Source organism: Blastococcus sp. TF02-09, from assembly GCF_003319105.1.
Classification (GTDB): Bacteria; Actinomycetota; Actinomycetes; order Mycobacteriales; family Geodermatophilaceae; genus Blastococcus.
Window position 1 is genome coordinate 235,239 of the sequence record NZ_QOHH01000004.1, and the last position, 10,928, is coordinate 246,166.

Consider the following 10,928-nt stretch of genomic DNA (forward strand, 5'->3'; position numbering starts at 1 on the left):
GATCACGCTGACTTTTCAGCCTGCTCGTTCCGCACGTCCCGCTTCCGACCGTTCGAGGAGCCATGCGGTCACGTCAGCGCGGCGGTAGACGACCCGACGGCCTAGCCGGAAGCTGTGCGGACCAGTGCCGAGATGCCGCCAGTACCTCAACGTCGATACCGGTGAGCGCATTATCTGAGCAACCTCAGCGGTGGTCAGCAGGTCATCGGGACTGTCCATGGACGAACCTTCCTGGTCGTTCCAACGCATGCTGGTCAGGCTTGGCCTGCAAATTAGGGCCAGACATTGACAGATGGGCAGCTTGGGGAGGGGAGTCGCCGGTAGACCGCCCGATGAGTGTTGAGCACTCGAGTACGTCAGTGGTGAGCGGCGCTAACCCGACGGTGGTCGGGATGCCGGTCGGGTGCACGGGCACGGTGCTCTCGAGCTGCTGGGGCGCTCGGGTGCTGCGTGGCTGAGTGGGTCCGGTGAACGCGGCGGGACTCCACCAGTCGGCTGTTTGACTGGTGAAGTCTGGCCCGCCGCGGCCTTCAGGGCCGCAACGGGCCAGTCACCACCATGCGCCTTGAAGCTGTCCCGCGCTTGCCGCTGCGCTGCCAGCTGGTGTGCGGTGCACCGCGATCCTCCCGCCGCGTTACTCGCGGCTGGAAGCGCCGGGTCGGCCGGCGCAGTACCTTCGCGTGGTGACCGACACCCCGGAGCCGCCTGCTGAGCCGTCAGAGCCCCTGGGTGAGTTGATGAGTCGGGTGGCCCGTCAGCTGCAGGAGGAGCACGGCAACATCGAGGCCACGCTGCAGGCGATCACCGCCGCCGCGGTGGGTGCGGTGCCCGGGGCGGCCGAGTGCGGGATCAGCTACGTGATTGGCCGGCGGAAGGTGGAGCCTCGGGCGTGGACCAGCGAGCTGCCCAAGGACGTCGATGGCCTGCAGGACGAGCTGGGCGAGGGGCCCTGCCTGGACACGGTCTGGGATGAGCAGGTGGTGCGGGTCGATGACGTGCGCACCGAGCAACGCTGGCCGAGATTCTCCGCGCGGGCCGCGGACCTGGGCGCGGGCAGCATGATGTGCTTCCAGCTGTTCGTCGAGGGTGACAACCTCGGTGCGCTGAACGTCTACGCCCGCGAGGCCGGGGTCCTCGACGAGGACAGCCAGGAGGTTGGGTTGATGTTCGCCGCCCACGCCGCCGTGGCGCTGGCCGGCGCAGAGCACGAGCAGAACCTGCACGCCGGCATGCGCAACCGGGACGTCATCGGTCAGGCCAAGGGCATCTTGATGGAGCGGCACAAGCTCACCGCCGACCAGGCATTCGGTGTGCTGGTCCGCACCTCATCGCTGACCAACCGCAAGCTTCACGACCTCGCCGAGGAGTTCACCAGCACCGGTCAGCTGCCCGGCGACTGACTGCTCCGTGTGCACCGACCGATGGAGCAGCCGCCCGGGGGGCGGCGAGGATGTCGTCCGCGTCGTACCGGGGTTGTTGGTCGAGCAGGGGGATTCACAGGTCGGCGCACTGCTTAGAGTCGAGCTCGAAGTAGTCGACGTCGAACTGGAACGCGATCATCCAGTCGACCAGCCGGCCCGGCGGAGTCGACGCGGCGGCCGCAGTCCGCGGGTGCAGAGCGAGCAGCCGGCGGCAAGCGTCACCGATGACCCCGGAGGAGTCGTCGGCTCGTGCGATCACCTTGATGGCGCTGGTCAGCGCCTTGCGGGTCACCGCGTGCACCTCGACCGGTTCTTCGGTAGGCATGGCTTGCTCGAGCAGGTCAACTGCATCGTGCAGGACCATGCCGTGCTGGTTCGCCGGACTCCATCGGTGCAGGTCGGCACGAGTTCGGAGCAGGGGCAGCACCGCGGCGGCGAGAGGTCCCACCGGCTCATCGTCCAGGGCTCGTGGAAACTTACCAACCCCGCCGGCTGGGCACGGCCGGCGCCTGGAGCGCACTCACGCTCCGCGCAACCCGAGATGTGGAAGTGGATTTCTCGTCCACAGGACCGCCGCAGAAGCATTCCGCCGTCATTACGTCGGTGCAGCTTTACGTTATGAGCGACCCTACGGAAACGGAACGACGGATCTGTCGCTTTCCCGGCTGCCAGCGGCCGGCGGCGGCATCGCATGCCGGGGCCGGCCGCCCGCCGGAGTACTGCGACGACAGCGCGCACAACCGGACCGCCGCCTGGCATGCACGCCGCCGACTGCGAGCGGCGCAGTCCGGGCACGCGCCCGGGGTCGAGTCGCGGCCGGTGGACGCTGCGCGGCAGCGGGCCGGTGAGTTGCACGGTCAGGTCGCCGGCATGGTCGAGCACCTGGATCAGCAGCTGCAGGGGCTGCTCGAGGAGCTACGAACCGTGGCCGATCCGGAAGCGGCCGAGCTGCAAATCGAGGCCGCGGCGAGTCAGGCGGCCGAGCAGGTGGCGACCGCCGAGGCGCGCGCCAGCCGGGCTGAGCAAGCGCAACGGCGCGCCGAGGCCGAGCGCGCCGAGGCCGACGCCGCTGCGGAGGAAGCCTCTGCGCTGAGCGAGCAGCTCAGTACCGGGCTCGAAGAGGCTCGCCAGCGGCTGGTGGAGGTCCAGGCCGAACAAGACGGGGCGATCGCCGAGCTGGCCGCCGCCCACGCGGCCGTGGAGGGGGAGCGGCAGCGGTCCACTGCAGAGCTGGCCGACGTCTCACAGCGGCTGACCGTCACCGAGGCGCGGCTGGTCGAGGCGCACGACGGCCGGGACGCCGCGACGCAACGAGCCGAGGCCGCCCTGGTCGCGCAGTCCGAGGCAGAGGAACGCGTCCGCAACGCCGTCGAGCGGATCGAGGTTGAGTCGAAGCGCGCCGCCCGGGCCGAGGAGGCAGTGGAGTCGCTACGCCGGGACGTGGCGTTGGCCGAACGGCGAGCGGCGGACCTTCATGCGGAGGTCGGGATTCTGCGCGGGAAGCTGGCGACGATGACTGCCGAGCGCGACGCCGCCGTTAGCGGCGCCGAACGCGAGAAGGCCCACGGTGAGCAGCGGGTCGACGACCTGCGTGCCGGTCACGAGAAGGAACACCGCCGACTCCAGGCGGAGTTCGGCGAGCTGCGCGGTGACCTCAACGCCGCACGCGAGGAACTCACCGTGCAGCGCAGCAGAGCCGATCGGGCCGAAGCCCAACTCGACAGCACCCCCGTCGCACGTGAGACCCGGCGTCCCCCGTCGCCCGCCGGGCGTGGAAGACGTCGAGGCGAGAGCACGACCCCAGGAGTCGACGAGACCGGCGGCTGATGTCCAGGAGGCTTGGCCGGGCCCACCGAACTGGCTCATGGGAGCGGCGCCCTGCCGATGTGCCGAAGATCCTGCTTCGAGGATCGATCGCCAGGCGCCCGGTCGTGTCAGGCAGCGGCCGCGAGCAAGAAGCCCACCGCGAGAGCAGGGCCGTAGGGAATCGTGCTCCGACGGTCCCCACCACGCATCACGGTCACGACGGCCTGCGTCACGGTGATCAAGGTGAACGCGGCGAAGGCCAACAAGAGACCGCGCTGTGTGGCATGACCGAGGCCCAGTCCGCCGAGCGTCGCCAGGCGGACGTCACCGAAACCCGCTCCCGCGAATCGCCAGCACAGGAGCAACGTCAGCCCCGACGCCAGCGCCGCGACCCCGCTGAGCGCCAGTCCCGGCCAGTCGCCGTGCACGGCCAGTGCCACCGTCAGCAGAGCGCAGGTCAGGACGCCGGCCTGCCGAACGAGTGCGGTCGGGACGCGTTGGGTGACCGCGTCACAGCACGCCGCCGCGACGAGGGCGCACCCCCAGAGCAGCAGGACCGGCGCGAGCTCCCAGATCCCCATCCGCTGTGTCGCCGCCACCGCCGCCGCCCCGGCTGCGATCCCGCCGAGAGCCCCCGCCAGACCCAGACCCCTGCTCATGGCGTCCCGTCGCGCCAGCTGCGCGAGCCCGCGTGCCAGCAGCACGGGTGTGGCCGCCCCAGTGACAACAGCTGCGATCACCACACCCAGCCACACAGCGTCCATGCGCGCCAGGTGCCTCCCCGCCGGTCCGCGAGCGACTGCTCCCATGCGCTGGCACCTCGTGCCGAGACGCGAGGGAGCGGGTTGCGAGTGTGCGGCGCAGAAACCTGACAGGGCCCCGCGATACACCCATCTGGGGGACGACCGGCAGAGCGATCGTGACTCTGAGTCACCCGAACGGGTGTCATGGTGCTCGAGATCACACCGAGTTCACGGGGGAGAGGAAGTCTCGATGCACGAGCAGGCGGACCGGAAGCGGAGCGGAGGGCGCGTGCAGGTGACGCGGACGGCGGTCATGGCAGCGGTGGTTGCCGTGCTCACGATCTCGGGCTGCTCGTCGTCCGGCGGCGGGGCCTCGACTGCACCGACCAGGACGACGACCCCGGGGCCGTCGTCGAGCGCCGCACCGTCCGCGACCGATCCGGCCGACGAAGCACGAGCACAGGCCGTCGAGTTCCTCCCCACCTACGTCCAGACGATCGACGACCTCTACCTGGACCCGACGCGACCCCTCGACGACCTCTACGAGGTGGCCGTCGCGCCGGAGGCCACCAATCAGGCCACTGCCATCGGAACCTTTCGTTCGCAGGGCTACCGGCAGGTCGGGCGATCCGAGCTGGTGACGGCGACTGCCGACAGCGTCGACCTCACGACCGATTCGGCGGCGTCGCCGTCATCAGCAGCCCCGACCGTCGTGGTCACCGCATGTGTCGACGTGGAGCAGGTGCAGGCGACCGATGCGTCCGGGACCTCCGTCGTCCCCGCCGACCGCCCGAGATACCTCGTCGCACGGTTGACGGTGGTCAACCCGGACTATCCGGACGCCTCCGGATGGCGGGTCAGCGAGGCTCCGAACAGGCAGGCGCAGTCATGCGACGGGTGACGGTCGCGCTGTCCGGGGCGCTGCTCGGCCTCTGCGCCCAAGGCGTGTACTCGGGCACGGCCATAGCCGATCCGGTCGCCTGCCAGCAGTACAACTCGCACGGCATCTGCGTGGTGGAGGCCGAGTCCGCTCAGCAGCCGGAAAGTCGGCCGGTCGCAGTGGGCTCCGGTAGCGGTGGTGAGAGTCAGGAGGCTTCCTGCACCCTGGACGCCACCGGCGCCGCCATCCCCTGCCAGGAGGGCCCATCGTGGTGGGTCCAGAGCTTGCAGTGCTACGCCCAGCCGATGCTCGAGCCACCGCCCAAGGACTTGCCGATCTGGGGCGGTCACACCGACGGCGCCATCTACCTGTGCACCTTCTACACCGACGGTGGGGCCTTTCCGGGCACGAACGGGTTCTCGTTCTGGTCGGCCACCGCGCCGGCCGGCCCCGCAGCCGTTGACCCCGCGGTGCTTGCCGAGCAAGCGCTGCGCACCCTGACCCTCCCGGAGCCGACAACCGGTCGCTACCCGGCCGGGACCCTGCGGGACGGGCGGCCCTTCACCGTTGCCAACGCCTTCACGTGGTTCTGGACCGACCCCGAGTCGTTCCGGGCGCTGACCGCACGGGCGGACGCCGGCGGCGTCTGGGCGCAGGTGACGGTGACGCCGACCGCCCTGACATTCACCCCAGGCGACGGGGCCGAGGCGGTCTCGTGTCCCGGCCCCGGGTTGGCGTGGCAGCGCGGCGACGGCGTATGGGCGCCATCCCCGGCGGGCTGCCACTACCGGTATCCCCATTCGTCGATCCACCAGCCCGATGAGCAGGTGACGGCGACCTACGGCATCAGTTGGTCGGTCGCCTGGACGTCGTCGACAGGAGCGAGCGGCACTCTGCCGGACCTGACGACGACGTCGAACGCGACGTTCGCGGTTGCGGAGGTGCAGGCGGTGGTGACCGGATGACGGCACGAGCAGAGGCGACGACGACGTCAGCCGGGCGTTCCGCGGCTCCGGTACGGGAGGCGGCACCGCCACCGGTCCCCACGCTGCGGAGCGCAGCGGCGAGGCGGCGCACCAGCCGGAAGTCACTGGTCCTCAGCGTGCTCGTCGTCCTGCTCGGTGCCCTGATCGCCTTCGCCGCCGGCCGAATGCTGACTGCCGAGACCGAGGTGCTCGCGGTCGCCCGGGACGTGCAGGTGGGCTCGACGATCACCGCCGACGACCTGACGATCGCGAACGTCACCGCGGACCCCAACCTGTCACCCGTCCCGGCGGCCCAGCAGTCCGAGGTCGTCGGGATGGTGGCGCAGGTCCCGCTGACCCGTGGCCAGCTGCTGACCCGCGCCCAGGTAGGCACGGGCACCGGACTCGCGGCCGGGGAGATGCTGGTCGCCCTGCCGTTGAAGGAAGGTCAGTTTCCCGCCCGAGGAGTGACGCCGGGGCAGCAGGTGCTGATCGTTTTGACTCCCGGTGCCGCGGGCTCCACCAGTGGGACCGATGCCATGGGTGGGACGTCCGATCGGCCGACCGAGGCAACCGTCGCCGAGGTGGGACCGGTGAACCCGACCACCCAGGTGACAGTCGTCGACGTGCGGGTCCGTGAGGACGAGGGTCCGGCGGTCGCCCAGCTCGCCTCCACCGGCAGCCTGGCCTTGATCCTGCTGCCGACGGGGCGGTGACCGGGTGCTGACCATCGTGGCCTCCGGCAAGGCAGCCCCTGGCGTGTCCACGTCCGCGTGGGCGCTGGCCTTGTCCTGGCCCCGACCGCTGCTGCTCGCCGACTGCGATCACGCCGGCGGCGATCTGGCACCGGGGCTGCTGGCCGGACGGGTCAGCGTCGACCGGGGCCTGCTGTCCTGGTCGGCTGCCGCTCGTCGAGGGTTGCCGGCGACGGCGGCCGCCACACTGTTCGCCGAGCACGCGGCGCAGGTCCCCGAGCATCCGCAGGTGTCGCTGATCCCCGGCTTCACGACGGCCACGCAGGGGGCCTCGTTCACCTCCGAAACGTGGGAGCGGCTCGCGCTGGCACTGGCAGCGTCGACCACCGCCATGGGCCGGGACGCCATGGTGGACGCCGGACGACTGGTCACCGATCGGGGATGTTGGCCGGTCCTGCGGGCCGCTGACCAGGTGCTCCTGGCGGTGCGGCCCAGCGTGCGGTCGGTGCACGCGGCACAGGACGCCGTGCGGCGGGTGCGTCAGGAGCTCGGTGACCTGGCGAACGTGGCCGCACTGGTGGTCGGAACCGGGCCGTACTCGGCCGGCGAGGTGGTCACGGCGCTGCAACTGCCGCTCGCCGGGGTGCTGCCCTACGACCCGGGCACGGCAGCTGCCCTCTCCGATGGCGCGGTCTCGAGCATGAAGACGCTGCGGCGGTCCGCGCTGATGCGGGCGGCGTCGTCCCTAGCCGGCGAGCTGGCTGACTCCGCCGAGGCATCCTCGATGGCTGAGGCGGTGGCCGGATGAGCCGCAAGAACACTCGGGCGCCATCCTCGACAGCACCGGAGCCCCTGCAGGTCCAAACGCGCCCGCTGCTGCCCAGCTTCGGAGCCGACGTCCCGGGAGACGTGCACCGGGCCGAGACCACGCCGTCCGATGCCGCGGACCTCACCGAGGCCGAGTACCGCGTCGTGGGGGAGCTGCGCGACCGGGTGTCGACGCGGTTGACAGCGGAGGACAAGAACTACGCGGCCGGTCCGCGTCGGGAACTGACCAAGAAGCTGATCCGCGACGAATACGACCAGTGGCTGCTGCACGAGGCCAACCGCGGCCGGGCCGTCCCCGCGGTGTCCACCGAGGACAGAATCTTCGCCGCCGTACTGGCCGAGCTCGACGGACTGGGGCGGCTGGCACCGCTGCTGACTCGGGACGACGTGGAGGACATCCACTTCGAGGGCTGCGACCCGACCGTGCTGCGCACGGTGGACGGCCAGCTGGTGGCCGGTCCGCCGATTGCCTCCACCGACGAGGAACTCGAGCAGCTGCTGCGGTCGATCGGATCACGCTCGGACGGCGGGCAGACCAGCCGCGAGTTCTCCTCGGCCAGCCCCATCCTCAACGTGCGTCTGAAGGGCGTCACCCAGCTGGGCGCGCGCCTGCAGGCCGCGATGGACGTGCTGCCCCGCCCGGCCGGAGTGATCCGGGTGCACCGCTTCTCCGACCCGAGCCTGGACGACCTGCACCGGCTCAACATGGTCGACTCACCGATCCGGGCCTTCTTGCGCGCGGTGATCGAGGCCGGCGTCTCGCCGCTCGTGACCGGGGCGCCGGGCGTCGGGAAGACGACCCTGCTGCGCGCGCTCGGCAACGCGATCCCGTGGAACAACGTGGTCATCACCGTGGAGGACGAGCGGGAGCTCGGCCTGCACCTGCCGCGGTGGGATCCCGACCAGCAGCGACTGGTCAAGCGGCACGCCGTCTGCCGCCCCTTCGAGTCGCGGCTGCCCAACGCCGAGGGCAGGGGCGGATTCGACATGGGGGACGCCCTGCACCTGGCGCTCCGGGCCTCGCCGACCTGGGTGCTGGTCGGCGAGGTCCGCGGCGCCTACGTCACCTCCTTGCTGGAGGCTGCGACCAGCGGCATCGCCTCGGTGATGTGCACGGTCCACTCCCCGTCGGCCGAGGGCGTCTTCGACAAGGTCCTGATCAACGCGCTCAAGGCACACCCGACCCCGTCACCGGAGCTGGTCCTGCGCTCGCTGGCCGCCCTCGGCCTGGTCGTGCACGTACACCGCGACCACGGCTACGCCCGGTTCGTGTCCGGCATCTACGAACTGGGTGCGATCGGCGACTCCGGTCGCCCCGACCTCAAGCCGATCTTCGCGCCGCGACCCGACGACGGCCGCGCTCGGGCCACCGGGCCGGGGATGCTCAGCGACTCGCTGGCCGAACGGCTGACCGCGGTCGGCTTCGACCCGAACTGGCTGCACCCGGATGCCTCCGACTGGCCCACCGACCTCCGCCGGCAGGAGTGGGCGTCGTGACCGCCGGGATGCTGCTGCTCGTCCTCGCCGGGCTGCTGGTCTCCGGCGGTCTGGTCGCCGCGGTCGCGGCGGTCCGTGGGGTCGGCCTGTCCGCTGGTTCGCTGTCCGTGCGCCGCTCCCACCGGCGACGGATCACGCCACTGCACCTCGGCGCGGTGGCAACCGGGGTGCTCGCGCTGCTGATCACCGGTTGGCCGGTCGCCGCGCTGGCCGCAGCCGGTGGTGCCGTCTTCATCCCCAAGGTGCTCGGCGGCGGCAAGGCTGCCAAGCGGATGATCGCCACCTCTGAGGCGCTGGCGGACTGGACACGGCGGCTGGCGGACCTGATCAGCTCGGGCGCTGCCGGTTCGACCCGGGATGCGCTGCGCCGCTCGCTGAGCTCGGCGCCGGAGGCGATCGCGCCGGCGGTCACCAACCTGGTGACCCGGATGGGGCCTCAGGGCGTGGAGTCCGCGCTGCGGCAGTTCGCCCGTGAGGTCGACGACCCGGCCGCCGACAAGATCGCCATGGTGCTCATCCTGCGGGAGCGGAACGGCGGGCCAGGTCTGGCCGAGGTGCTCACCGCGCTGGCCGCAGACCTCGACGACCGCTCGCGGATGGTTCGCGAGGTGGAGGCCGAGCGCGCCAAGCCACGGGCGAACATGCGCACCATCGTGGTGGTCACCCTGCTCCTGGTCGTCGCGATGACGCTGTTCGCCCGTACCTTCCTGTCCGGCTACTCCACGCCTCTTGGGCAGGTGGCGTTGCTCCTGGACGTCGTGCTCTTCGGGACGGCGCTGCGGTGGATGCGCCGCCTGTCCGACCCGCCCCGGCCGCCGCGTGTGCTCGTCGACCCCGATCTGGTCACGGTGGACCGGTGACCGGGCTGCAGACGGCCACCCTGGCCGGCATGGTGGTGGCGCTCGGTCTCGTCCTCGCGGCCCGGGCGCTGCGTCCCGCGCCGCCGGCGCTGATCGCGGCGCTCGAACAGCTCTCGGCCAGCCCGACCGCGGGAACCTCGCCCCCGTCGGGAACGACGTCGAACTCGGCGGGGGACCGGCGGACCTGGTTGCCGTCGGCGATGGTTCGCGTGGTCGAGGGGCGCCTCGGCGTCCCCGATGCCGACCTGGCCATCCTCGGCCAGACCCGCAACGAGCTTGCCGCGCGCAAGCTAACCCTCGCCCTCGCCGGGTTGCTCGCCCCCGCGGTGCTCGGCCTCGTCGCCGTGCTGGTCGACATGCCGGTGCCGTTCGTCGTGCCCGGCGCCGTCGGGCTGGGGTTGGCTGCGGTCGGGTGGCTGCTCCCGTCGGCCGAGGCCCGGGAGGCGGCGGGGAAGGCGCGGGCGGAGTTCCGCAGCAACTTGGAGTCCTTCCTCACCCTGGTGGCCGGCGAGCGCCGGGCGCGAGGATCGGTCGAGCAGGCCCTCGAGGAGGCCGCGGAGATCTCGGGCAGCCTGCCGTTCGTCCGCATGCGGCGCGCGATCCGGCGCGCCGCGCTGTCCGGTCGCAAGCCTTGGAGCGACCTGCGCGACCTCGGTGACGAGCTCGCGGTTCCCGAGCTGCGCAGCCTCGCCGACATCGCCGCGGTGGCCGCCGACGGGGCGTCGGTCTACAACACCTTGCTGGCCAGTGCCCGCACCCTCCGGCACGCCGAACTGTCCGATGCTCGCAGCCAGGCCAACGAGGTCAGCGAGCGGATGTCCCGCCCGCTGGCGCTGCTCGTCACCGGGCTGACTCTGTTCGTCCTGGTCCCGTTCCTGCTCCGCATGTTCGCCGTCAGCACCTGACCGCACCACCAACGGGAGGTCCCATGTTCCAGCTCACAACCCGTCGCGATCGCCTTCGCGCAGTCCTGGCTCTCCAGGCTGCGCTGCACGCCGCAGTCCTGACGGCGTTCGCGTGGCTGCGCGCCGAGCACGTGCGCGACGACCGCGGCTCAGACTCCTCCGAGAAGGCCTTCATGGTCATCCTGGCCATCGCGCTCGGCGGCGCGGTCACCGTCGCCGCGGTGGCGTTCGTGGCCAGCAAGACGGCGCTGTTCCAGTAGCGAGACGCACCAGCAGCGCCATGCCTGGATCCCGTGCCCGGAGACGCACCGCGGTACCGCCGTGCGGT

At 71.4% G+C, this 10,928-nt stretch carries 13 protein-coding genes; 10 read left to right on the top strand and 3 right to left on the bottom strand.

The window, feature by feature from the left end:
• Positions 1 to 15: 15 nt before the first annotated feature.
• Positions 16 to 249 carry a helix-turn-helix domain-containing protein gene (locus tag DQ239_RS08545; RefSeq protein WP_113833976.1) on the bottom strand — a complete coding sequence of 78 codons (234 nt, stop codon included), beginning with the start codon at positions 247 to 249 and terminating at the stop codon, positions 16 to 18.
• Between the two features lie 434 nt (positions 250 to 683).
• Here DQ239_RS08545 and DQ239_RS08550 point away from each other — a divergent pair, with 434 nt between their 5' ends.
• Positions 684 to 1,400 carry a GAF and ANTAR domain-containing protein gene (locus DQ239_RS08550; protein ID WP_233488932.1) on the top strand — a complete coding sequence of 239 codons (717 nt, stop codon included), beginning with the start codon at positions 684 to 686 and terminating at the stop codon, positions 1,398 to 1,400.
• Positions 1,401 to 1,494: 94 nt separating this feature from the next.
• Here DQ239_RS08550 and DQ239_RS20600 read toward each other — a convergent pair whose 3' ends face one another.
• Positions 1,495 to 1,746, bottom strand: a complete 252-nt coding sequence (locus DQ239_RS20600; protein ID WP_199582777.1) for a hypothetical protein — start codon at positions 1,744 to 1,746, stop codon at positions 1,495 to 1,497.
• A 545-nt stretch (positions 1,747 to 2,291) separates the two neighbouring features.
• On the opposite strand from DQ239_RS20600, the gene DQ239_RS08560 reads away from it, so the two are divergent.
• Positions 2,292 to 3,248, top strand: coding sequence for a hypothetical protein (locus DQ239_RS08560; RefSeq protein WP_147252047.1), 957 nt, complete (start codon positions 2,292 to 2,294; stop codon positions 3,246 to 3,248).
• A 107-nt stretch (positions 3,249 to 3,355) separates the two neighbouring features.
• Here the strand turns inward: DQ239_RS08560 and DQ239_RS08565 are convergent, their stop codons facing one another.
• Positions 3,356 to 3,991: a peptidase gene (locus DQ239_RS08565; RefSeq protein ID WP_113833979.1), complete on the bottom strand. Its 636-nt coding sequence runs from the start codon at positions 3,989 to 3,991 to the stop codon at positions 3,356 to 3,358.
• A gap of 229 nt (positions 3,992 to 4,220) precedes the next feature.
• On the opposite strand from DQ239_RS08565, the gene DQ239_RS08570 reads away from it, so the two are divergent.
• The 8 genes from DQ239_RS08570 to DQ239_RS08605 all read left to right on the top strand — a co-directional run bounded on the left by DQ239_RS08570 (position 4,221) and on the right by DQ239_RS08605 (position 10,860).
• Entirely contained in the window at positions 4,221 to 4,871 is a 651-nt protein-coding gene (locus DQ239_RS08570) for a hypothetical protein (RefSeq protein ID WP_233488934.1), read from the top strand.
• On the top strand, positions 4,859 to 5,815 hold the full coding sequence (locus DQ239_RS08575) for a hypothetical protein (protein ID WP_113833980.1): 957 nt from the start codon (positions 4,859 to 4,861) through the stop codon (positions 5,813 to 5,815). The genes DQ239_RS08570 and DQ239_RS08575 overlap by 13 nt, the downstream gene beginning before the upstream one ends.
• A gap of 137 nt (positions 5,816 to 5,952) precedes the next feature.
• On the top strand, positions 5,953 to 6,531 hold the full coding sequence (locus DQ239_RS08580; RefSeq protein WP_233488936.1) for an SAF domain-containing protein: 579 nt from the start codon (positions 5,953 to 5,955) through the stop codon (positions 6,529 to 6,531).
• 43 nt (positions 6,532 to 6,574) lie between these two features.
• Positions 6,575 to 7,318: a hypothetical protein gene (locus DQ239_RS08585; protein ID WP_233488938.1), complete on the top strand. Its 744-nt coding sequence runs from the start codon at positions 6,575 to 6,577 to the stop codon at positions 7,316 to 7,318.
• A gap of 101 nt (positions 7,319 to 7,419) precedes the next feature.
• A complete protein-coding gene (locus tag DQ239_RS08590; protein ID WP_233488939.1) occupies positions 7,420 to 8,835 on the top strand; it encodes an ATPase, T2SS/T4P/T4SS family in 1,416 nt (471 codons plus the stop codon).
• Complete coding sequence (locus tag DQ239_RS08595; RefSeq protein ID WP_113833984.1) at positions 8,832 to 9,695, top strand: type II secretion system F family protein; 864 nt, start codon at positions 8,832 to 8,834, stop codon at positions 9,693 to 9,695. The genes DQ239_RS08590 and DQ239_RS08595 overlap by 4 nt, the downstream gene beginning before the upstream one ends.
• Positions 9,692 to 10,600 (top strand): type II secretion system F family protein, encoded by a 909-nt coding sequence (locus tag DQ239_RS08600; protein ID WP_113833985.1) that lies wholly within the window; start codon positions 9,692 to 9,694, stop codon positions 10,598 to 10,600. The genes DQ239_RS08595 and DQ239_RS08600 overlap by 4 nt, the downstream gene beginning before the upstream one ends.
• Positions 10,601 to 10,623: 23 nt before the next feature.
• Positions 10,624 to 10,860, top strand: a complete 237-nt coding sequence (locus DQ239_RS08605) for a hypothetical protein (protein ID WP_113833986.1) — start codon at positions 10,624 to 10,626, stop codon at positions 10,858 to 10,860.
• The last annotated feature ends 68 nt before the right edge of the window (positions 10,861 to 10,928 follow it).

Coding starts and splice junctions, on each gene's coding strand:
- DQ239_RS08545 (WP_113833976.1), bottom strand. CDS start 249: ATGCGTTGGAACGACCAGGAAGGTTCGTCCATGGACAGTCCCGATGAC.
- DQ239_RS20600 (WP_199582777.1), bottom strand. CDS start 1,746: ATGCCTACCGAAGAACCGGTCGAGGTGCACGCGGTGACCCGCAAGGCG.
- DQ239_RS08560 (WP_147252047.1), top strand. CDS start 2,292: ATGGTCGAGCACCTGGATCAGCAGCTGCAGGGGCTGCTCGAGGAGCTA.
- DQ239_RS08565 (WP_113833979.1), bottom strand. CDS start 3,991: ATGGACGCTGTGTGGCTGGGTGTGGTGATCGCAGCTGTTGTCACTGGG.
- DQ239_RS08570 (WP_233488934.1), top strand. CDS start 4,221: ATGCACGAGCAGGCGGACCGGAAGCGGAGCGGAGGGCGCGTGCAGGTG.
- DQ239_RS08575 (WP_113833980.1), top strand. CDS start 4,859: ATGCGACGGGTGACGGTCGCGCTGTCCGGGGCGCTGCTCGGCCTCTGC.
- DQ239_RS08605 (WP_113833986.1), top strand. CDS start 10,624: ATGTTCCAGCTCACAACCCGTCGCGATCGCCTTCGCGCAGTCCTGGCT.